We start from the raw sequence: 21,462 nt of genomic DNA, 5'->3' as shown, positions 1-21,462 counted from the left end.
AAATTAAGCTTTATGCTTGGTATTTTGCTGAGATTTCTTTTGCAGCACTTTCAAGCGTATCTGTAAGTTCGTCATTATATTTACCTGCTTTAAGCTGGTCTAAAACATCACGATGCTTAGAGTTCAGGTAAGACAGGTAATCTTTTTCAAATTCTTTGATTTTGTCTACAGGAACATTTCTCATTAAATTTTTGGTTCCGGCATAAACGATTGCAATTTGGTCTTCAACAGCAAATGGATTGGCTTCTGCCTGCTTTAAAATTTCAACGTTACGTTTACCTTTTTCAATGGTGTTTTGAGTAGAAGCATCCAAATCGGATCCAAATTTAGCAAAAGCTTCAAGCTCTCTGTATTGTGCCTGGTCAAGTTTTAATGTACCCGCCACTTTCTTCATCGATTTAATCTGAGCAGATCCTCCAACACGTGATACAGAAATACCTACGTCAATAGCTGGTCTTACACCAGAGTTAAATAGATCTGAGGTTAAGAAAATCTGTCCATCCGTAATCGAAATCACGTTGGTAGGAATATAGGCAGAAACGTCACCTGCCTGTGTTTCAATAATCGGTAAAGCAGTCAAAGATCCACCTCCTTTTACTTTTCCTTTTAAAGCTTCTGGCAAGTCATTCATTTGTTGAGCAATGCCATCGTCGTCTATGATTTTTGCTGAACGCTCCAGCAATCTGGAGTGAAGGTAAAATACATCACCAGGATAAGCTTCACGACCTGGAGGTCTTCTCAATAATAAAGAGACTTCACGGTAAGCCACAGCCTGCTTTGATAAATCATCATAAATAATAAGTGCTGGTCTTCCTGTATCTCTGAAATACTCACCAATTGCAGCACCAGCTAGCGGAGCGTACACCTGCATAGCAGCAGGATCAGATGCATTTGCAGCGACGATAGTTGTATAAGCCAAGGCTCCTCTTTCTTCCAAAAGGTTAGCAATACCGGCAACCGTAGAGGCCTTTTGACCAATCGCTACATAGATACAGTAAACTGGCTCTCCTTTGTCGAAAAATTCTTTTTGATTTAAAATAGTATCGATACATACAGAGGTTTTACCTGTCTGTCTGTCACCAATCACCAATTCTCTTTGTCCTCTTCCTACAGGAACCATGGCATCGATAGATTTAATACCAGTCTGCATAGGTTCAGTAACGGGTTGTCTGTAAATAACCCCGGGAGCTTTTCTTTCGATAGGCATGAGGAAAGTTTCTCCATCTATGTCGCCTTTTCCATCGATAGTTTCACCTAACGTATTCACGACACGACCAACGATTCCTTCTCCTACCTGGATAGAAGAGATCTTCTTGGTTCTCTTAACAGAATCTCCTTCATTAATGTCATTGGACTTTCCTAAAAGCACCACACCTACAGTGTCTTCCTCAAGGTTAAGTACCATCCCATTTAGTCCTCCTTCAAATTCAACAAGTTCACCGAGTTGTGCATTGGTCAGACCATACACGTTGGCGATACCATCACCAACTCTTAGTACCGTTCCTACTTCATCCAGAGAGGTTTCAGATTCGAAACCAGAGATTTGTTTTTTTAAGATTGCTGAAACTTCAGCAGAGTTTACTTCAGCCATAATTTATTTTGCATTAAATGGTAAGTACATACCGTTTAGTATTATGATAATTGTCTTTTGAATCGGTTAAGACTGCTGGATACACTTCCATCAAATTGAAGGTCTTTCAATCTGAGTATAAAACCACCAAGAATGGATTCATCGACTTGGTTTGTGAGATTTGCTGTGTAACCAGTAATTTCTTTAATTTTTGATTGAACTTTTTCTTCTAACTCTTTATTCATCTCAACTGCTGTAATAACAGTGGCCGATTGAATGTGGTGTATAGAATTGTAAAGTTCGATATAGGCCTGCGATACGTCTTCCAATAATTCAACACGATTATTGTCAGCCAGAGTTTTGATAAGTTTTTTGACTAAAGTCTCAACACTATCAAAAACTTCTAGAAGCACAGCCTCTTTTTTGCTTACTTCAATTAACGGGCTAGCAAGCATCAGTCTAAGATTTTTATTGTTGGAAATGGTAGACTGTATAGAATTGAAGTTCTCCAGAAGTTTATCTTCCAGCTTTTCATCCTGAGCCAATTCAATAATGGCTTTCGCGTACCTTTTTCCTGCTCTACTTCCCATGTGTCTTCTTAGTTAAGTTTGACGTCGTCAAGCATTTTGTTCACTAAATCCATCTGTTCTTTCTTATCATCCAACTGTTTTTTAACGACAGTTTCAGCAATCTGAACTGATAATTCAGCCACTTGAGACTTGATTTCTGCTAAAGCTGTTTTCTTTTCATTCTGAATAGCCGCCTGTGCTTTTTCAAGAATTTGTTCAGCTTTTTGATTGGCATCTTCCGTAGCTTCAGCCATGATGTTTTTCTTCATTTGCTGAGCTTCCTTTAGCATTTCATCTCTTTCGGTTCTGGCCTGTTGAAGCATTTTTTCATTGTCAGCTTTCAGGTTTGCCATTTCTTCCTTGGCTTTTTCAGCAGAAGCTAAAGCATCATTGATCGAAGCTTCTCTTTCACCAACAGCTTTCATGACAGGTTTCCAGGCGAACTTTGTCAACAAGACTATAAGAATAATCATGACAACAACTTGCCACACAAATAATCCGTATTCAGGAGTAATTAAATCCATATATGATAACTAGTTTTTGGTTCTAAAAAATAAAACCCTCATCCAACCAACCGTTGGTTATGAGGGTTTTCATCATTTTAAGTGGTTAGGACACCTAATAAAGCGGCAACTACTCCAAAAAGAGCAACACCCTCTACAAGTGCAGCAGCAATAATCATTGCGGTTTGAATTTTTCCAGAAGCTTCTGGTTGACGAGCGATAGCTTCCATGGCAGAGCCACCGATTTTACCAACGCCAATTCCTGCTCCTAAAACTGCTAAACCAGCTCCTAAAGCTGCAATACCTACGTGTAATAATTCCATAGTAAATAAAAATTAAAAATTAAAGATTAATGATGTTCATGTTCTTGTACTGCCATCCCTATAAATAGAGCCGACAATAAGGTAAATATAAATGCTTGCAAAAATGCAACTAATAATTCTAAAACTGTAATAAACAATGCAAAAGGAACCGAAATAGCTGCAACACCTGCTGTTTCCAGAATAAAAATCAATCCTATTAAACTCAAAATAATAATATGACCTGCTGTGATGTTCGCAAACAAACGAATCATAAGTGCAATCGGCTTGATGAATACCCCAAGGATTTCTACAATCGCTAAGATTGGTTTCACCGGTGTAGGAATGCCTGGCATCCAGAAAACGTGTTGCCAGTAATCCTTATTACCATTCATCAGGATAAGCGCTAATGTAAACAGTCCTAAAGCAACGGTCACAGAAATATTCCCGGTTAAATTAGCTGCTCCTGGCAATAAACCCATCAGGTTAGCAATCCAGATGAAGAAAAAGACCGTTAACAAAAACGGCATAAATTTCATATATTTCTTTTCGCCTATCTGAGGTTTTGCAATTTCATCTCTCACAAAAATGACTAAGGTTTCCAGTATATTTTTAAAGCCTTTTGGGGCTTTTTTAGATTTTTTATAATGCTTTGCCAGACCCATAAAAAGAATAAACATCAAGACTGATGTTAAAAGCATGGACGCTACGTTCTTAGTTATGGAAATATCAAATGGGTGGTCAGCATTTAAAGCCGCATGCGCTTCTTCATTGTAGTCTAATTCGGACTCCCCTTCGTTTAAAACGTAAATTTTACCGTGATAATTGACAAATTTCTGACCGTTGGCCTCAACTATATGTTCTCCTTCAGTATCATGATGGAATTCACTTGACATAAACGACACCATTCCTTTATCTGTCCACAAGATGACAGGCAATGGTAGCGTAAAAGAGTCCTCACCTTCCCCAAAAAAATGCCATTCGTGAGAGTCACCAATATGGTGCATAATCATTTCAGTAGGATTGAAACTTTCGTCGATCACTTCTTCAGTGTCTAGCTGAGCGAAAGAAGAAAAGGAATTCAAAACAAGCATGAGCATGAAAGCCACTGTAATCTTAGAAGATTTGTGTGTTGCCATAAATAGTTGACTTAATATCAATTCAAAATTTCGTGCAAATGTATGTTTTTACTTTCTAATTTTAAATGAAAGCTTCAAAAAAATATTTCTTCTTTAACGTAAAAATAATTTTTACATTTTTGTGAAACTATTCAGTTTAGTTTTCCTCTTTTGGGTTGATGAGTTTGATGACCTGTATAGCTTCAAAAATTAAAAACAAAAAGTAAGGCACAAAAAAGTTCAAGATATTAGCGAACGAGGGCTTTTCTTCTGAAAGAAATCCTGGAAGTAAAAAAAGTATAGCTGCCAGCATCTTCAGTAAACTCGTCCCCATAAAAGCATAGCCAGCATAGTCTTTGGAATTTACATAAACCAGGTGTATAATTCCTGCTACAGCTAATGCGGAAATAACATGAAATAGATAAATTGAGCTGATAGAATAGTAAGTAATTATGGATAATGCTGAATCTAGCCCCCAGTGAATTAGAAAGACAACTAAAGAAAAAATTAATATCGAGATATAAGGATTCTGAAAACTCTTTTTCATGTGTTTGTTTTTAATGTTTTAATGGCCACATGTTTTATTCCTTAAAATTTTTTAGTGAAGTAATGACCTGTATCAGGGCAACGAAAATACCAAGAAGGGATAAAACAATAGTAAATACTCTGGAAGAATCTGTGTAAGTTTTATCCAGCCAGATCCCTAAGAAAACAGAACCAGCAATAACAATAGCCATTTGCAAACCCAGTCCGGTAAAGTACAACCAGGGATTAGGCTTATTGTTCCTTTTGGACACTATCTTTAGGCTCTTTTTTTGGTTATAGTTGCTTGCTCTTTTCTGGACAGAGATTTTACATTGCCTTTCATATTACAAGTCGCATTTAGCGCAGCCCCAGGTTCTATAGAGAGTTTATCCGTAAACACTTCCCCTTCAATTTTGGCAGTAGCTCGTAAGGTCAAAAATTTACTCACTTTTAATTCTCCTTTAAACTCTCCTTCAAAATCTGCGTTTTCACACTCGATCTGACCTTCGATGTAACCTGTTTTACCTACAACAATTTTTCCGGGCGTTTTGATATTTCCTATCAATTTTCCTTCTATTCGGAAACTCCCCTGTGACTCAATATTTCCTGTAAAAGTAGTTCCTTGAGCTATTTTATTTTGCTCCTTGGTTAAGTCTGAATTCACTGGTCTTTTTTTTTCTGAAAACATATTTATCTATAATTTTCTAAATAATCATCAAGGTTTTTATTGATCTGAACAATCTTGTAATTTTCTTGTGATATCGCAAAATAAGTGAAATTTTTGTCAATAATAGCATTATTAATAAGCTTTTTAACTAAAGTTTCGGCACTTGATTCACTTTTAAGACCATCGATAGTGACCAAAGTTTGATTCTGGTTATAAACATCTTCCCTAAGGGACAACTCAAGATCTTCCTCTTTTTGTATAGCAGCAGATAAATTTTTCTTAACTTCTTCAATTTCAGACTCTTGTATAGCTTTTCTGTTAAAATTAAATACCAATATATATTCAGCATCAGGATCTGGCTCCATATCAAATTCAGCCGAAAAAGAGGCATTCTTTAATTCCCTGTATTTTTCCTGAGCATATTTACCTTCTTTAGATTGAGGGTAAGTTAAAGCTACGTAATTAAGCGCTTCTGTGTAAGCTTCTATTCCTTCAAGTTTGGCAATGACCCGGGCTTTGAGAAGTTCTAATTTTGGCAGAATCGAATTTCCTACAAAAACATGTGTATAAGTTTCAATTTCTTCAAAAACGTCTTCATAATTCCCAGCTTTGTAATCCCTGTACAACACGTTATAAATATTTTGAGGATTATTGGCTGCAGTTCTATAGGCTTCAGGATTTCTTAATATACTAGCATATCTGGAATCCGGATGCTGGTTCAATATATCCGATTTCCATTGGTTGGCCATCACATCATCACCAATCTCATCATAGATTTTATAGAGGTAATATTTGGAAGGCAAAATAAGACGCTCCTCTGGATTACTCTCCAGCAGATTAGTCAAATTTGAAATAGCTAGATTATATTTTCTGAATTTATCCTTGTAGATGATACCGAGTTGATAATTCGCGAAGTTTCTCTCAGCAGAAATACTATCGATTATTTTTTCATCATCAGGGATTTTTGCGATATAGGTTTCGGGATCGTATTCTGCTTTTAAAGGTTCCTCATCTACAATAGCTTCTTCGCTTTCATTTTCAAGTCCGGTGTTTCTGACAGGATTCCTTCTCCAATCATCCGTTAGCTGTATATCCCCCCAAATCTTCTTAAACGCCTGCTCCCCCTTTTGTAGTTCACTGCTGTCATAAAAATAAAAGTTACTGGTACTGGTTTTTCCTGCTCCAATTTTACTCTTCTGTTGACCAAATCTAGAATTGGCTAATTTAGAAGCGGTTTCGCTGGCGAAGACACTTTTTTCTTCTTCCTTAAGTTCTTTTATGTAAGCGGTGAATATGTTAATGCGTTCTTCGTCTGAAGCACTCACTAAATCTAAAATGCTGTCATTTTCCTTTACAATTCTTTCAAATCTAATAACCTCTTCCAGATTGTCCCTTTTCCTTTTAATCTGAATATGCTCTAAAGTAGTCTCCGATAAATTGGTCAACGTGCTGTCATAATATTTACCAGCGGTTTCGTAAGACGCTTTGCCAAAAAAGATCTCACCAAGATTAAAATAATTTCTGCTTTTCAAATACTTATCGCGAGGCTCCTCTCTAAGAGATGCATTGAATTTATCTATGGCCAGTTCTACAGAATCTTTTGCTAACCTGAAAACTGCATTATCGTAGTGTATAAAGTCTAAAAAAGGGCGATTTTCTCGGTTTTCTATCATTTCCTGAAAAACCAATTCGGTCTCATCCCAAAGTGTGTTTTCAAGATCTTTAAGCCTCAGTTTTTCCAGTTTTGAATGAATCATATAACGGCGTGGCGACTTTCTATTCAAAGCAATCACGGCATCAAAACTTACTCTGGCACTGTCTTTTTCTCCTAATAAAGAAAATAACTGACCTTTGATGAAAAGCAACCTTCCTTTCTTTTCGTCGTCTGGCGCAGTTTCTATGGCTGTTCTTAAAGGAGAAATAGCTAATTTCTTTTCATCTTCAAAGATATAAGCCTGCGCCAGAGTTGAAGATGCTTCATGTTGTTCTGATGCTGATAATTCCGTAGTCTGAATTAGCGAATCCAGGTTTTGAATAACTACATCGGTATTTTCAAGTCTCAAATTGGTTTTTTCAGCCCAGATTTTAGCTTCATTAATGGTAGAGCTTTCCGGATAATGATTCAGGATAAAGCTAAAGGCATCTTTGGCAGGGATAAACCGCTGATCGAAATAACGGGCTTTTCCCAAAAGCAAAAAAGCTTCGTCTATCTGTGGATTGAATTCTTCACCCTCTATAAACATCGAATGTTTTTGGATAGCTTTCGTTGCTTTCTCTTCTGCTTTTTGAAAGGGCGTATTCTCAGAATCCTCAGAATTTTGTCCTCTGTTTGGTGAAGGCGTTTCTTTTATAGCCATTCTTTCAATTGGCAAAACCGCCCAGTAATCTTCATTATAAGCGTTTTGAACTTCTTTTTTGCCTTGATCAAGAGCAAGATTGCCATTATAAACGATGTTATAATAGGTTGTCATGGCATGAAAATTCCTATTCAAGAATTTATCTTTTTTTCTTGAACAGGCAGTAATCAGACTCACCCCAAGAATAAGTACGAGTAAAAATTTTATGCGCATCTATAACAATCTAGCCATTATAACTGAAAAATTTAAGTGAAAGTATGTAAATGTAAAAATAGGCAGATTTTATAAATTCTGGCTTTTCAATTCAAAAAATGAAAAATCACCTTTCAAAATAAAGCTCCAGCTCTTTCAAGGTGGCTTCACTGGTATAAATATCTTTTACAACTTCTCCTTTGTCCAAAACCACAATACGCTCACAAACCTCTGTGACGTGCATCAGATCATGACTAGAAACCAAAACCGTAACATGTTTTTGAGAAGACAATTCTTTGATGATTTTTTTAAGTCGGATTTGAGTGGTTGGATCGAGATTGGCAAAAGGCTCGTCTAAAATAACAACTTCAGGATTGCCGATGAGGGTGGCGACGATTCCTACTTTCTTTTGATTTCCTTTGGATAAATCTCTCAAATATTTTTTTTGATTCAGGATTTCTCCATGAAAAAAATCTTCAAACTCTGCCAAAAGTTCATCTACCTCAGCTTTAGACGTGTTTCGCAAATCTCCAATGAAATAAAAGTATTCTTCAGCAGTAAGGTAGCCTATCAAAAAACTTTCGTCTATAAATGAGGACGTGAACGGTTTCCATTCTTCGCTTTGACTCACCACAATTCCTTTGTTTTCTATCTGCCCTGTTGTAGGCAGAATAAGATCCAAAAGCAGGCTAAAAAACGTGGTTTTCCCTGCTCCATTATTTCCTACTAAGCCAAAACTTTGACCTTTCGGGATGTCAAGAGCTTCTATATCTAAAACTTTACCGGCATTATAACTCTTGGATAAATTTTGAACTTGAATAATCGTTTCCATAAGGTGTCGTTATTTTTTTTCTGAAAAGGCTGAAATGGTCTTGTATTTTGTCTTTTGATACAGGTTCTCTATGAGTTTGAGGAAGTAGGATTTAAAAATTAAGCCTAAAACTCCGCTCAATGCCAGAACAATAATACCTGCATTGAAATTGATAAGTTTATAAGGCACATAGAAAATAAGCATCGGACCAAGAATTTTGGGCAAGGCGATAAGCAGCTGAGTTGGATTGAAACCCTGAGTATTACTAAAGGCTTTTGCCTTTTGGTTGAGTTCAATTGGCACTCTATTCAGCGCACCACCATACAAAGTAATAAATGAATTCAGACCAATATTAAAAGATGCGCCAGCAGCAATCATCGCAAAAATATCCCAGCCAAAATAAATGTAAGGCGTACTTAAGATAAAAGACACCGCGCAGCCAATAGCCATCAGTAACCATTTGGACTCCAGGTATTGTTTATACGAAACATTCTGGCTCATCATCAATTTGTAATACTCACTATCCCAGGAAGGCACCAACTGCCCAAAGGTCATTAGAAACCCCCCTGTGACAAACATGGCAGCAAAGGCTAAAAAAACAGGCATATCTTTATATATATCCTGTGTAAAAATGAGTAGGCCATAAAACAAAAACAAAAAAGACATTATTAAAACCTGCTTGGGCCTTGCGTTTCTGGTAATCATTTTGACATCGTTTTTCAAAAACGTAGCTAAGGTTCCAAATCGATTTAAAAATTCAAGATTATAATTTTTGAATTTTTCTTTTTTGGCCTGGACAGCACCATCCACATAAAAATTGGCTCTTAGTAACCTATAATTCATTTTGAATAAGAAAATAACCAAAGCTAAAGGAAGAACAACGGTATAACCGACTTTGTAAAATGAATTAAAGAAGACTCCAGTATAAGGCGTTATATCAAACACGTTAAAATACTGCAAGCCAACAAACGCAGCTAATAAAGCGATGACGACAAAAAATACTGTCTTGTTTTTATTCAGAATAAAATTCAGAAAGTTAATTGAAAAACTGATGGACAGAATACTTATAAACCACAGCAAGACCATGACTGGATGATAACCTTGAACCATCAACACAACAGCTAAGGGTATAAAAAACAACAAGGGTAAAATATTGAAAAACGAAAACGATGTTTTCAAAAGTAAAAACTGAATAACCGACTGTCTTTTGATGGGAAGCAACAACATAGGTTTGATGTTCATCACTGGCAGCTGTTGCATAAAGTACCTCAGGGCGAGATCGCCCAGCACCCAATAAATCAAATAATTATTAATGAGGGCAAAAGGATCCTGATCGGGAACAGACGTCTTAAAAATAAAAAACACCCCAATACCAGCTAAAACGGCTATGCTTGCAAAATAAAGTGCCCCTAAAAGCATTAAGATCTTAATAGCCAGTCCTTTTTCAAAAAAAGAAGAACGCCTGAATTGTTTCCACTCAAGGCTTAAGAATCGCTTAGTAGTCATCCCGTGAAGTTTCTTAGGTTAGTCTAAAGATTGCTAAAATGTTACAAACTTGCTTTTTCAAATTAAGTTCAAAAATTCATTTTTATAAGTATTAAATATAGTTATTTTTATAAAAAATTTTAAAAATGAAGCAAATCCCAGTAATTTTATTGTTGATATTGGCTCAAAGCTTAGCTTATGCCCAGGATGATTATCCAGACCTTAATCAGATATCCAAACGCCTAAAATCCTTAGATAAAAACTCAAATGTTAACCTCTCTACTTTAACCGAAACTATTGGAGGGAATGACATTCAGGTTTTAAAAATTGGCAAAGGAGATGTGAATTATAAACCCGCTATCGCTGTTCTTGGCGGTGTGGAAGGCTACCATGTATTAAGCGTAGAGCTGGCTTTACAATTTGCAGAGCGGATTGCAACGGATGAGGAAGCTCTGGACAAAACCACTTTTTACGTCTTTCCTAACATGTCCCCGGAAGCTTACGCTCAGTACCATCACCAACTGAAATACGAGCGCAGAGGAAATGCAGCAAATCTAGACCATGATCGTGACGGCAGACTAAATGAAGATCCTTTCGAAGACTTAAATAAGGATGGCTATATCACCAAGATTCGTGTCAAAAGCCCTCTTGGAAAACACATCCCTCATCCTGAAAATGAAAAGATTTTAATTGAAGTGGATACAACCTCTTCAAAGGCAACACGCTATCTAGTGTATTCTGAGGGCATCGATAACGATAAAGACGGTAAATTCAATGAGGGTTTAAAGGAAGGTGTTGCCTTCAATAAGAGTTTTACCTATAATTTTCCTGCTTTTGAGCCACTTGCAGGAAATTATGCAGTGTCACAAAAAGAAAGCAGGGCCTTACTCGATTATCTTTTTAAACAATGGAATATTTATGCCTTTGTGACTTTTGGACCTGCGAATAACTTGTCTTCTCCACTTAAATACAATGCTCAGGAAGCCAAAAAGAGAATCGTTTCTTCACCTTTGGAAGGTGACGTTGCCATCAATAAAATGATTTCGGATCTATATAACGAAAGCATCTCCCAAAAGCCATTTATGCAGGATAATATGGGAACCGATGGCGATTTCTTTCAGTGGGCGTATTTTCATTTTGGGAGGTTGAGTTTTAGCACCCCAGGCTGGTGGATTCCGGAAGCAGAAAAGGACACGACATCCACTTCAGATGAAAAGATAAAAGACACTAAACTCTTCAACTTCATGAAATGGGCAGACCAAGAAAATAGGGATGATGTTTTCGTGGATTGGGAAAAGATCGATCACCCCGACTTTGCAAACCAAACTGTGGAAGTAGGAGGTGTAAAGCCCTTTGTCATGGAAAACCCTCCGTTTACAAAAGTGGATAGCATCGCCATAGAACACACTGATTTTATTCTGAAATTGGCACAGCAACAACCTAAGCTGGAGTTTCATAATTTAAAAGTTGAAAATCTAAAAGGAGGGCTCAAACGAATAAGCGTGGACTTGCTCAATAACGCCAATTTACCTACCCATTCTGAACTTGGACAACGTTCGAGATGGCTTCGAAAAATCAGAATAGACATCAGCGCCTCCAAAAACGATATTGTGGCAGGTCATAAAATAGAATTACTCGACAGGTTGCAGGCTTTGGAAACCAAGTCTTTATCTTGGATCGTAAAAGGAAACGGAAAACTAAACGTAAAAGCTGGTGCTCCACACACTGGTTTTGCAGAATTAAACATAAACTTATAAGCCATGAAAACAGTCAATTATACTTCACTTTTTTGCCTTGCGCTCTTGTTGATGTCTGGCTCCTTAACTCAGGCTCAGGAAAAATTTTTCAGAGCAATTGGTACGCCTCACGAACCCGAAGTGGAAGCCAGCTGGAACCGCTACAACACCTACGCCGGAATTGTAGATCTGATGGAAAAAATTGCAGACGCCTACCCGAAGTTATCTCGACTAGAGAGCATCGGTAAGTCCTACCAAGGAAAGGATATTTATATGCTAACGATTTCTGATTTTAACACAGGAAATCCAGATGAAAAACCAGCGATGTACATAGATGGTAATATTCATTCCAACGAAATACAAGGCGCAGAATTTTCCCTTTACACGGCCTGGTATCTTACGGAAATGTTTGGGGAATTAGACTTTATCAATCAGTTACTGAAAGATAAAACCTTTTATATAGTCCCAACCATCAATCCAGATGCGAGAGATAATTATATGAAAGAACCCAATACGCCACATTCCCCAAGATCTGGAATGATAGTCCTTGACAACGATGGCGATGGGGAAGCAGGAGAAGATGGATTTAATGACCTCAACGATGACAATCATATTACTTATATGATTCGGAAATCGCCGACGGGGCAATACATAAAGGATCCTCAGGATGAAAGACGCTTGATAAGGGTTTCTATGGAAGAACAAGGCAACTATGAACTGCTTGGCTATGAGGGCATCGATACTGATAGGGATGGAGAAGTTAACGAAGATGGGATTGGTTACTACGACCCCAACAGAGACTGGGGCTGGAAATGGCAACCAGACTATGTGCAACGTGGGGCTTACAAATACCCATTTAGCTTGCCTGAAAGTAGAGCTGTGGCAGATTTTGTGATAAAACACCCCAATATTGCCGGTGCGCAAAGTTACCACAACTACGGTGGTATGATTTTAAGAGGTCCTGGGGCAGAAGAAGATGTTGACACCTATAACAGAGAAGACATTCGCATCTACGATGCCATAGCAGAAAAGGGGGAAGAAATGATTCCTGGCTACAGGTACCTCACTGTTTATAAGGATTTATACTCAGTTTTTGGTGGTGAGCTCGACTGGTTTTATGGGGGAAGAGGGATTTATACCTATACCAATGAATTGATGGTTTCCTATCTTTATTTTCATAAAAATGAAGGAAGAGGCAATCAGGAAGAAGAGTTGAAAGTCGATAAGTATTTGACTTTTGGAGATGCTTTTGTGGATTGGGAAGAATACAAGCATCCTCAATATGGTACTATTGAGGTTGGGGGGTTCAAAAAGAACTTCGGCCGTGCTCATCCCGGATTTCTTTTGGAACAAGATGCCCATAGAAATATGGCCTTCACCATATATCATGCTTATCAAACCCCGAAGCTTAGCATTTTGGATGTAGAAGAAAAATCTATAGGTGGTGGCCTTAAGGAAATAACAGCTACTATTTATAATGAACGCTTAATGCCAACCCATAGCAGCCAGGATTTAAAATACAATATTGAACGACCAGACCTTGTAAGCATTTCCAATGTCGATGTCGTAACAGGAATGATTGTGGAAGACGAAGATTTTAATAAAGTGAAAGAGCAAGTTCACAATCCAGAAACCCTAAGGGTTCCAAGTATTCCAGGCATGGGAACCGTAAAGGTAAGATGGATTGTCTCTGGCAAAGGAAACTATACCATTAATGTGGATTCTGAAAAAGGGGGGAAAGTAAGTTGGAGGGAATAATGTTCCATCGAGCCTTTCGACTTCGCTCAAGACAGGCTTAGTAGAGATGTTGTTGTCACCCATTCTACTTTAGCTTATCTGATCTATTCAAGGACTCAAGGTGACAAAATCAAGCTAATAAGTTGATAAGAAGCACACTATTTTATAGATATTATGAAAACCATATAGCATATAAGGGAAGTGTGCTCTCTACGTTAAAGGCATAGATTTTGTATATTTAAAACTTTAGAAAATAAGCATTTTATCAATCTATTTTATTGACTTGATGAATCAAAAACAAATAAAAAATAAACTACAAACTATCCTTTCGGGAACGAGCAGCGCTAGCTATGATGCAGTTATCCAAGCAGTTGCCAACCACATTAGAACAAGCCAGAGAGCAAGCCCAATGGCTGAAGAAAAACACCAGAACAAATCAAAAGAAACAAAAAGTTTAATTGAATTTGCTGATTAAAATAATTTATTCATCGATTACATTGATGAAGAAAAGTTTATATCTGAAGGTGCTGAGCAAAAGGTATATATAAATGATAACCAATATGTAATTAAGCTCAATGATGCCATTTATTATGCCTCTTGGGAGGATTACTTTATTAATTTGTTGCTACACAATTATTTTTTTTCAGATACAGCCTATCAGTTATTAGGTTTTTACAAAAATGAGAATACCCTTTTTGCAGTAGTTAAACAACGTTACATCAATTCAGACAAGTTAACTAAGCTTTCTGAAGTAAAATCCTTTTTAATAAACAACGGTTATGAAAATACCAAAAATCACGATTATTACAATCCTGAATTAGGAGTCATTTTAGAGGATTTACACGATGAAAATGTTTTAACCCAAAATGGTATTCTTTACTTTATAGATACAGTTTTTTATATAAATCCTGTTGTTTTCAAAAAATAATGAGAATTTCAGTTATAATAAATTCTCAAGCTGGAATAACTAATGCTAATCAAAACTTAAGCTGAAGTATATATTTTAAGCTTTTTAGTACTTTTAACCATGGTTTTTATCAATAAAAGTAATGAGTTCTGCTCTTAAAAACTTTTCAATTGTTATGCTGACAAAAATAATATGAAGTACATATAAAACTCTGTGTTCTTTTTGACTACGTGGTGAGCTAATAAGCATTAACCTGCCAGCGTTTCACTTAGGAAGACAAAGAAACGGAAAACACTAAGCTAAGTACCTAACTAACTGAAACAAGATTAATCGAAATCTGATTTAAAACTAAAATCAAAATTTATGGCAATTCAAAAACCCTTCAATCTAAATCAGTGGATAACAGAAAATCGAGATTTACTAAAGCCACCAGTTGGTAATAAAAACCTCTACAAAGATGCAGGCGATTATATTGTCATGATTGTAGGTGGACCCAACGCTCGCAAAGATTATCACTATAACGAAACCGAAGAATTATTTTACCAGCTGGAAGGTGAAATCGAAGTTCACATTCAGGAAGATGGCAAAAAGAAAACCATGACTTTGGGGCCTGGTGACATGTACCTGCATCCCGCAAAAGTTCCACATTCTCCAGTGAGAAAAGAAGGTTCTATAGGACTTGTAATAGAGCGTAAAAGGAGTCATCTCGATGTAAAGGACGGGTTGCTGTGGTATTGCGACAATTGCAATCATAAGTTGCATGAAGTTTATTTTCCTCTCCATGATATTGAAAAGGATTTTCTAAAGCACTTTGAAGAGTTTTATTCTGATAAAGAATTAAGAACCTGCGATAAGTGTGGTGAAGTGATGCCGGTAGACGAACGATTTACCGCTTAAGCTTTTAACTAGTTTAATTTTTATAAATTCGTTTCAAATTAAAACATTAAAACAATGAGTGATATTTCTAAAGAATTTGGAATCGACGATGCTTTAAAGCAACTCGACATTCAAACCGAAAATAAAGGAACCTCTGTTGGAGAAGACTTTTTCTCAAGCGGAGAGTTTATAGAATCCTACTCGCCGGTAGATGGCGCTTTGATTGGTAAAGTGCAAGCTACCACTAAGGACGATTACGAGAAAGTGGCGAGCACGGCTCACAAAGGCTTTAAAGAATGGAGAACCTGGCCAGCTCCTGCCAGAGGCGAAGTTGTTCGTCAGTTCAACGATGAGTTAAGAAGACTCAAAGCACCGCTTGGTAAACTGGTGTCCTATGAAATGGGAAAATCTTACCAGGAAGGACTTGGAGAAGTTCAGGAAATGATAGACATCTGCGATTTTGCAGTAGGTCTTTCCAGACAATTGCATGGATTAACTATGCACTCCGAGCGTCCGGGACACCGCATGTATGAACAATGGCATCCTTTGGGTGTGGTTGGAATTATTTCAGCCTTCAATTTTCCAGTAGCCGTATGGTCCTGGAATACGGCTCTGGCATGGGTTTGTGGCGATGCCTGCATTTGGAAAGGATCTGAAAAAACACCACTAACCTCTGTGGCCTGCCAAAAAATAGCGGCACGGGTTTTTAAAGAAAATGATGTTCCTGATGGTATTTCATCCCTCATCACAGGAGATTATAAAGTTGGCGAATACATGACCCAGGATAAGCGTGTGCCTTTAATTTCTGCAACAGGCTCCATAAGAATGGGACGTATTGTAGCTCAGGAAGTTGCCAAACGTCTTGGCAAATCTCTATTGGAACTTGGAGGTAACAACGCCATCATCGTAACTCCAGATGCGGATATCAAAAACACGGTGATTGGAGCTGTCTTTGGAGCTGTTGGAACGTGTGGACAACGTTGTACCTCAACCAGAAGAATCATCATACATGAATCTATCTACGATAAGGTAAAAAATGCCATTGTTGATGCTTATCAGCAAATCCGCATTGGAAATCCATTAGACGAAAACAATCACGTAGGTCCTCTCATCGATAAAGATGCGGTTAAAAATTACCTACATGCCTTGGAGGAAGTAAAAAAAGAAGGGGGTAAGATTTTAGTTGAAGGTGGCGTATTAGAAGGAAAAGGCTATGAAAGTGGCTGCTATGTAAAACCAGCTATTGCTGAGGCAGAAAATCAGTTTGATATTGTTCAGCATGAAACGTTTGCTCCTGTCCTATATATTATGAAATATTCTGGTGAAGTAGATAATGCCCTCGATCTTCAAAATGGAGTGGTACAAGGTTTATCTTCTGCGATTATGACCAATAATCTTAGAGAAGCTGAAAAATTCTTATCTGTAGAAGGATCGGATTGTGGTATTGCCAACGTGAACATCGGTACTTCTGGAGCGGAAATTGGTGGTGCTTTTGGAGGAGAAAAAGACACCGGAGGAGGAAGAGAATCTGGCTCTGATGCTTGGAAAGTCTATATGAGACGACAAACCAACACCATCAATTACACCAAAGATCTTCCTCTTGCTCAAGGGATAAAATTCGATTTATAAATTACAGAATCCCTTTAAAGTCAATTTATTTTCGACTTTAAAGGGATTTTAAGTTTAAACTGAAGAACAATTCAATCAAGACTTCAAAAAAGCTTACACAGTTATATAGCTGTTAATTAAATGTTGGTGTAGTTTTTTGTTGGCAATGAAAAAACCACTTAATTTGCATCATTATATTTAGTGATTACGAAAAATAAATAAAAAGGGAGATAATATTATATTTACAATTTGGTGGTTGCTTCTCAAAGAGCTCCATGTATTTGAAATGGGCTTATAATTCTTCACCCTTAAAAACTAAAAACTATGGATTTAAAGGAAATTCAAAATTTGATTAAATTTGTTGCAAAGTCTGGTGCAAGCGAAGTAAAGCTTGAAATGGACGATGTTAAAATCACCATCAAAACTGGTAGTGAAGACGATGGCAAGACTTATGTTCAGCAAATTCCAATGAACATGCCTCAGCAACAAATGCAACAAGCTCCAGTTCAGAATCAGCAACAGCCTCAAGCCCCGGCTTCTGAAGAGAGTCCTGCTCCGAAGGCAAATGATAATGACAAATACGTCACTATAAAATCTCCAATTATTGGAACTTTTTATAGAAAACCTTCTCCAGACAAGGAAACCTATGTTGAAGTGGGTAGTGAAATAAAAGAAGGTGATGTACTTTGTACTATTGAGGCCATGAAACTTTTCAATGAAATTGAAAGTGAAGTTTCTGGAAAAATAGTAAAAGTCTTAGTGGACGATTCCTCACCAGTAGAGTATGATCAACCTCTTTTCTTAGTAGACCCTTCTTAAGGAAGTCAGATGTTTTAGATTTTTCTTTAACCAAAACAAACGTTCATGTTTAAAAAAATACTCATTGCCAATCGTGGAGAAATTGCCTTACGAATTATTCGTACCTGTAAAGAAATGGGCATTAAGACGGTTGCTGTTTACTCTACAGCAGATAAAGAAAGCTTACACGTAAGATTTGCAGATGAAGCTGTTTGCATAGGGCCTCCACAAAGCAGTGAATCCTATCTTAAAATACCTAATATCATTTCGGCAGCAGAAATCACCAACGCAGATGCTATTCATCCTGGGTATGGATTTTTATCTGAAAATGCTGCGTTTTCAAAAATTTGTGAAGAACACGATATCAAGTTTATTGGAGCCAGCCCTGAAATGATAAGTAAAATGGGAGATAAAGCGAGTGCCAAAGCTACAATGAAGGCTGCAGGTGTTCCCTGTGTTCCAGGATCTGAAGGGATTCTGAAAGACTTCCAGGACTGTAAGAAAGTAGCCAAAGAAATCGGGTACCCTGTTATGCTAAAAGCTACAGCTGGTGGTGGTGGAAAAGGTATGCGCGCCGTAAAAAGCGAAGATAAACTTGAAGCTGCCTGGGAATCTGCAAGACAAGAAGCCAAAGCTGGATTTGGTAATAACGACATGTATATGGAAAAGCTCATAGAAGAGCCTCGCCATATCGAAATACAAATCGTTGGAGACCAAACAGGCAAAGCTTGCCATTTGTCTGAAAGGGACTGCTCTGTACAAAGAAGACACCAAAAACTTACCGAAGAGACTCCATCCCCATTTATGACCGATGAACTTCGTGAAAAAATGGGTAATGCCGCTGTAAAGGCTGCAGAGTTTATCAAATATGAAGGCGCCGGTACTATTGAATTTTTGGTAGATAAGCATAGAGACTTTTATTTCATGGAGATGAATACCCGGATACAAGTTGAGCATCCTATTACAGATGAAGTAGTAGACCATGACTTGATAAGAGAGCAAATCTTGGTAGCTGCTGGGGTTCCAATTTCTGGAAAAAACTACTATCCAAAATTACATTCAATAGAATGTAGGATTAATGCTGAAGATCCTTTTCATAATTTCAGACCCTCCCCAGGGAGAATCGAAACTCTACATTTACCAGGAGGTCATGGAGTAAGGGTAGATACTCATGTTTATAGCGGATATATTATCCCACCTAACTACGATTCAATGATCGCTAAACTTATAACAACTGCTCGAACCAGACCGGAGGCTATTAGCAAAATGAAACGAGCTTTAAGTGAATTTGTCGTAGAGGGTGTCAAAACTACAATACCATTTCATTTACAATTGATGGATCATCCGGATTATGTGGAAGGTAATTATACCACAAAATTCATGGAAGACTTCGTTCTTCAGGAAGTAGAAGATGAAGATGATGAGTAAATCATTAAAATTGAAATCTAATATTAAAACGGCTGGTTTTTTTCAAAACCAGCCGTTTTAATTTATACCCAGTCTTTAGGTTTTCGTAATGCATTCACCAGTTTCTCTTCTTCTGAGTCTGTATCTGGATGGTAATTATATTGCCACTGAACGTGTGGAGGAAGGCTCATAAGTATGCTTTCAATTCTACCATTCGTTTTTAAACCAAATAAGGTTCCCTTGTCATGAACAAGGTTGAATTCAACATAACGACCGCGTCTTATTTCCTGCCAGTTTCGTTGCTCTTGAGAGTAATCTAAATTTTTTCGTTTTTCAACTATTGGCACATAAGCCTCTAAAAAGCTGTCACCAACATGTGTCACAAAATCATAAATATCTTCCAGACTTCTTTCAGAGGTAGGCTTTAAATAATCGAAAAACAGCCCTCCTAAACCTCTGGCTTCTTCTCGATGTGAGTTCCAAAAGTAACGATCACAGTTTGCCTTGTAATCAGAATATAGATTTTCCCCAAAAGGGTCACACGCTTCTTTAGAAACAGTGTGGAAATGTTTGGCATCTTCTTCAAAAAGATAATAGGGCGTAAGGTCTTGTCCTCCTCCAAACCACTGGTCAATGATTTTTCCCAGTCTGTTATACATTTCGAAATATCTGAAATTCGCATGCACGGTTGGAACCATCGGATTTTTAGGGTGTAAAACCAGACTTATTCCACAGGCAAAAAAATCACAATCTTGCACATTGAAATAGTTCTGCATGGCTTCAGGTAAATCACCATGAACAGCTGAAATATTAACACCCCCTTTCTCAAAGACAGAACCATTTTCTATAACTCTGGTTCTGCCTCCCCCTCCCTCTTTTCTTTCCCAGAGATCCTGGGAAAAAGAGGCTGTTTCGTCAATAGATTCAAGTTTATCAGTGATTGTATCTTGAAGTTGCTCTATATATTTATAAAATTTGTCTCTCATAATAATACTATCAATATAAATGTAAAAATAAGGCTTTTTAAAAGCTTCAGTTATTGATTTTGTTAAGAATAGGATAAACTAAAAACTCTGATGATGAATAGATGAAACAACATCGTACTTTAGTTCTAAACATTTTCTTATGAAATTCAATACTAAGGCTATACATGGCGGTCAGCACAATATAGATCCAGCTTATGGATCGGTAATGACTCCAATCTATCAAACAACTACTTATACTCAAACTACACCAGGGAGTCATAAAGGTTTTGAATATTCCAGAAGCGGTAATCCTACAAGATCTGCACTCGAAAAATCTCTTGCTTCTATAGAAAACGGAAAGCATGGACTGGCTTTTGGTTCCGGGCTTGCAGCAATAGATGCTATACTCAAAACATTAAAGTCTGGTGACGAGGTGATTTCTACCAATGATCTTTATGGTGGTACTTACAGATTATTCAACGGGATTTATAAGGATTTTGGGATTAAATTTCACTTTATAGGAATGCAGACTGTTGAAACTATTGAGTCCTATATCAATGATAAAACAAAATTAATATGGGTTGAAACTCCTACCAACCCAATAATGAATGTCATCGATATTGAAGCTGTTTCCAAAGTAGCTAAAAAACACAGTCTTCTTCTTGCAGTCGATAATACATTTGCAACAGCTTATCTACAACAGCCTCTGGATTTGGGAGCGGATATAGTTATGCACAGTGCAACCAAATACCTTGGCGGGCATAGCGATGTTGTCTTAGGATCTGTAGTGGTGAACAAGGATAAGCTAGCGGAGCAGTTATATTTTATTCAAAATGCCAGTGGAGCAATTCCTGGACCTATGGATAGTTTTTTGGTGTTAAGGGGTATCAAAACCCTTCATCTAAGGATGCAACGCCACTCTGAAAACGGAAAAGCGGTAGCAGAATATTTACAGAATCATCCTAAAGTTGAGAACGTGTTCTGGCCCGGTCTTGAAAGTCATCCAAATCATGAAGTCGCTAAAAAGCAAATGAAAGATTTTGGAGGAATGGTGTCGTTCACAACCAAAGGCAATTCTTATGAAGAGGCTATAAAATTTGTGGAGAAATTGAAGGTCTTTACCCTAGCAGAATCCCTTGGAGGAGTTGAATCCCTGGCTGGACATCCAGCGAGTATGACTCATGCGAGTGTTCCTAAAAAAGAGCGTGAAAAAACTGGAGTCATAGATTCTTTAATCCGATTAAGTGTAGGTATTGAAGATGAGGAAGATTTGCTTGGGGACTTGAAACAAGCATTAGGCTAAGACTAAATGCCTATCTGTAGCATTTAAAA

The 21,462-nt window shown here is 37.4% G+C and carries 21 protein-coding genes; 9 read left to right on the top strand and 12 right to left on the bottom strand.

Annotated features, from left to right (window positions below):
* Positions 1-10: 10 nt before the first annotated feature.
* The 11 genes from atpA to LB450_RS02975 form a co-directional block, all read right to left on the bottom strand.
* The gene (gene atpA, locus LB450_RS03025; RefSeq protein WP_224486379.1) at positions 11-1,591 is read right to left on the bottom strand and encodes a F0F1 ATP synthase subunit alpha; all 1,581 of its coding nucleotides are present in this window, start codon (positions 1,589-1,591) and stop codon (positions 11-13) included.
* Positions 1,592-1,632: 41 nt separating this feature from the next.
* Complete coding sequence (gene atpH / locus LB450_RS03020) at positions 1,633-2,160, bottom strand: ATP synthase F1 subunit delta (RefSeq protein ID WP_224486378.1); 528 nt, start codon at positions 2,158-2,160, stop codon at positions 1,633-1,635.
* An 8-nt stretch (positions 2,161-2,168) separates the two neighbouring features.
* Positions 2,169-2,663: a F0F1 ATP synthase subunit B gene (locus tag LB450_RS03015; protein ID WP_224486377.1), complete on the bottom strand. Its 495-nt coding sequence runs from the start codon at positions 2,661-2,663 to the stop codon at positions 2,169-2,171.
* A 77-nt stretch (positions 2,664-2,740) separates the two neighbouring features.
* Positions 2,741-2,965 (bottom strand): ATP synthase F0 subunit C, encoded by a 225-nt coding sequence (gene atpE / locus LB450_RS03010; RefSeq protein ID WP_003434627.1) that lies wholly within the window; start codon positions 2,963-2,965, stop codon positions 2,741-2,743.
* 26 nt (positions 2,966-2,991) lie between these two features.
* Positions 2,992-4,080 carry a F0F1 ATP synthase subunit A gene (gene atpB / locus LB450_RS03005; RefSeq protein ID WP_224486376.1) on the bottom strand — a complete coding sequence of 363 codons (1,089 nt, stop codon included), beginning with the start codon at positions 4,078-4,080 and terminating at the stop codon, positions 2,992-2,994.
* Between the two features lie 136 nt (positions 4,081-4,216).
* Entirely contained in the window at positions 4,217-4,606 is a 390-nt protein-coding gene (locus LB450_RS03000; RefSeq protein WP_224486375.1) for a DUF6168 family protein, read from the bottom strand.
* Positions 4,607-4,640: 34 nt separating this feature from the next.
* Positions 4,641-4,856, bottom strand: a complete 216-nt coding sequence (locus tag LB450_RS02995) for an AtpZ/AtpI family protein (RefSeq protein WP_224486374.1) — start codon at positions 4,854-4,856, stop codon at positions 4,641-4,643.
* Positions 4,857-4,861: 5 nt separating this feature from the next.
* The gene (locus LB450_RS02990; RefSeq protein ID WP_224486373.1) at positions 4,862-5,272 is read right to left on the bottom strand and encodes a bactofilin family protein; all 411 of its coding nucleotides are present in this window, start codon (positions 5,270-5,272) and stop codon (positions 4,862-4,864) included.
* A 2-nt stretch (positions 5,273-5,274) separates the two neighbouring features.
* Entirely contained in the window at positions 5,275-7,821 is a 2,547-nt protein-coding gene (porW, locus tag LB450_RS02985) for a type IX secretion system periplasmic lipoprotein PorW/SprE (protein WP_224486372.1), read from the bottom strand.
* 106 nt (positions 7,822-7,927) lie between these two features.
* On the bottom strand, positions 7,928-8,632 hold the full coding sequence (locus LB450_RS02980; RefSeq protein WP_224486371.1) for an ABC transporter ATP-binding protein: 705 nt from the start codon (positions 8,630-8,632) through the stop codon (positions 7,928-7,930).
* 9 nt (positions 8,633-8,641) lie between these two features.
* Positions 8,642-10,117: a DUF5687 family protein gene (locus tag LB450_RS02975; RefSeq protein WP_224486370.1), complete on the bottom strand. Its 1,476-nt coding sequence runs from the start codon at positions 10,115-10,117 to the stop codon at positions 8,642-8,644.
* 125 nt (positions 10,118-10,242) lie between these two features.
* Between LB450_RS02975 and LB450_RS02970 the strand changes: the two genes are divergently transcribed.
* From LB450_RS02970 to accC, 8 genes are all read left to right on the top strand, one after another.
* Positions 10,243-11,853 (top strand): M14 family metallopeptidase, encoded by a 1,611-nt coding sequence (locus LB450_RS02970; protein WP_224486369.1) that lies wholly within the window; start codon positions 10,243-10,245, stop codon positions 11,851-11,853.
* Positions 11,854-11,856: 3 nt separating this feature from the next.
* The gene (locus LB450_RS02965) at positions 11,857-13,590 is read left to right on the top strand and encodes a M14 family metallopeptidase (protein ID WP_224486368.1); all 1,734 of its coding nucleotides are present in this window, start codon (positions 11,857-11,859) and stop codon (positions 13,588-13,590) included.
* A gap of 265 nt (positions 13,591-13,855) precedes the next feature.
* Positions 13,856-14,044 carry a hypothetical protein gene (locus LB450_RS02960; protein WP_224486367.1) on the top strand — a complete coding sequence of 63 codons (189 nt, stop codon included), beginning with the start codon at positions 13,856-13,858 and terminating at the stop codon, positions 14,042-14,044.
* Between the two features lie 12 nt (positions 14,045-14,056).
* On the top strand, positions 14,057-14,497 hold the full coding sequence (locus tag LB450_RS02955) for a putative polyvalent protein kinase domain-containing protein (protein WP_224486630.1): 441 nt from the start codon (positions 14,057-14,059) through the stop codon (positions 14,495-14,497).
* A 342-nt stretch (positions 14,498-14,839) separates the two neighbouring features.
* Entirely contained in the window at positions 14,840-15,373 is a 534-nt protein-coding gene (locus tag LB450_RS02950; protein ID WP_224486366.1) for a 3-hydroxyanthranilate 3,4-dioxygenase, read from the top strand.
* A 54-nt stretch (positions 15,374-15,427) separates the two neighbouring features.
* On the top strand, positions 15,428-16,981 hold the full coding sequence (amaB, locus tag LB450_RS02945; RefSeq protein WP_224486365.1) for an L-piperidine-6-carboxylate dehydrogenase: 1,554 nt from the start codon (positions 15,428-15,430) through the stop codon (positions 16,979-16,981).
* Positions 16,982-17,284: 303 nt separating this feature from the next.
* Complete coding sequence (gene accB / locus LB450_RS02940; RefSeq protein ID WP_224486364.1) at positions 17,285-17,779, top strand: acetyl-CoA carboxylase biotin carboxyl carrier protein; 495 nt, start codon at positions 17,285-17,287, stop codon at positions 17,777-17,779.
* Between the two features lie 45 nt (positions 17,780-17,824).
* Positions 17,825-19,186: an acetyl-CoA carboxylase biotin carboxylase subunit gene (gene accC / locus LB450_RS02935; RefSeq protein ID WP_224486363.1), complete on the top strand. Its 1,362-nt coding sequence runs from the start codon at positions 17,825-17,827 to the stop codon at positions 19,184-19,186.
* Positions 19,187-19,248: 62 nt separating this feature from the next.
* Here the strand turns inward: accC and hemF are convergent, their stop codons facing one another.
* Positions 19,249-20,151, bottom strand: coding sequence for an oxygen-dependent coproporphyrinogen oxidase (gene hemF, locus LB450_RS02930; RefSeq protein WP_224486362.1), 903 nt, complete (start codon positions 20,149-20,151; stop codon positions 19,249-19,251).
* A 139-nt stretch (positions 20,152-20,290) separates the two neighbouring features.
* Between hemF and LB450_RS02925 the strand changes: the two genes are divergently transcribed.
* Positions 20,291-21,433 carry a cystathionine gamma-synthase gene (locus LB450_RS02925; RefSeq protein WP_224486361.1) on the top strand — a complete coding sequence of 381 codons (1,143 nt, stop codon included), beginning with the start codon at positions 20,291-20,293 and terminating at the stop codon, positions 21,431-21,433.
* Positions 21,434-21,462: the final 29 nt, after the last annotated feature.

It is taken from the genome of Psychroflexus curvus, assembly GCF_020164585.1.
Classification (GTDB): domain Bacteria; phylum Bacteroidota; class Bacteroidia; order Flavobacteriales; family Flavobacteriaceae; genus Psychroflexus; species Psychroflexus curvus.
Note: the sequence above shows the minus strand (reverse complement) of the source record. Positions and strands in the feature narration are given on the sequence as shown.

Coding starts and splice junctions, on each gene's coding strand:
- atpA (WP_224486379.1), bottom strand. CDS start 1,591: ATGGCTGAAGTAAACTCTGCTGAAGTTTCAGCAATCTTAAAAAAACAA.
- atpH (WP_224486378.1), bottom strand. CDS start 2,160: ATGGGAAGTAGAGCAGGAAAAAGGTACGCGAAAGCCATTATTGAATTG.
- LB450_RS03015 (WP_224486377.1), bottom strand. CDS start 2,663: ATGGATTTAATTACTCCTGAATACGGATTATTTGTGTGGCAAGTTGTT.
- atpE (WP_003434627.1), bottom strand. CDS start 2,965: ATGGAATTATTACACGTAGGTATTGCAGCTTTAGGAGCTGGTTTAGCA.
- atpB (WP_224486376.1), bottom strand. CDS start 4,080: ATGGCAACACACAAATCTTCTAAGATTACAGTGGCTTTCATGCTCATG.
- LB450_RS03000 (WP_224486375.1), bottom strand. CDS start 4,606: ATGAAAAAGAGTTTTCAGAATCCTTATATCTCGATATTAATTTTTTCT.
- LB450_RS02990 (WP_224486373.1), bottom strand. CDS start 5,272: ATGTTTTCAGAAAAAAAAAGACCAGTGAATTCAGACTTAACCAAGGAG.
- porW (WP_224486372.1), bottom strand. CDS start 7,821: ATGCGCATAAAATTTTTACTCGTACTTATTCTTGGGGTGAGTCTGATT.
- LB450_RS02980 (WP_224486371.1), bottom strand. CDS start 8,632: ATGGAAACGATTATTCAAGTTCAAAATTTATCCAAGAGTTATAATGCC.
- LB450_RS02975 (WP_224486370.1), bottom strand. CDS start 10,117: ATGACTACTAAGCGATTCTTAAGCCTTGAGTGGAAACAATTCAGGCGT.
- LB450_RS02970 (WP_224486369.1), top strand. CDS start 10,243: ATGAAGCAAATCCCAGTAATTTTATTGTTGATATTGGCTCAAAGCTTA.
- LB450_RS02965 (WP_224486368.1), top strand. CDS start 11,857: ATGAAAACAGTCAATTATACTTCACTTTTTTGCCTTGCGCTCTTGTTG.
- LB450_RS02960 (WP_224486367.1), top strand. CDS start 13,856: ATGAATCAAAAACAAATAAAAAATAAACTACAAACTATCCTTTCGGGA.
- LB450_RS02950 (WP_224486366.1), top strand. CDS start 14,840: ATGGCAATTCAAAAACCCTTCAATCTAAATCAGTGGATAACAGAAAAT.
- amaB (WP_224486365.1), top strand. CDS start 15,428: ATGAGTGATATTTCTAAAGAATTTGGAATCGACGATGCTTTAAAGCAA.
- accB (WP_224486364.1), top strand. CDS start 17,285: ATGGATTTAAAGGAAATTCAAAATTTGATTAAATTTGTTGCAAAGTCT.
- accC (WP_224486363.1), top strand. CDS start 17,825: ATGTTTAAAAAAATACTCATTGCCAATCGTGGAGAAATTGCCTTACGA.
- hemF (WP_224486362.1), bottom strand. CDS start 20,151: ATGAGAGACAAATTTTATAAATATATAGAGCAACTTCAAGATACAATC.
- LB450_RS02925 (WP_224486361.1), top strand. CDS start 20,291: ATGAAATTCAATACTAAGGCTATACATGGCGGTCAGCACAATATAGAT.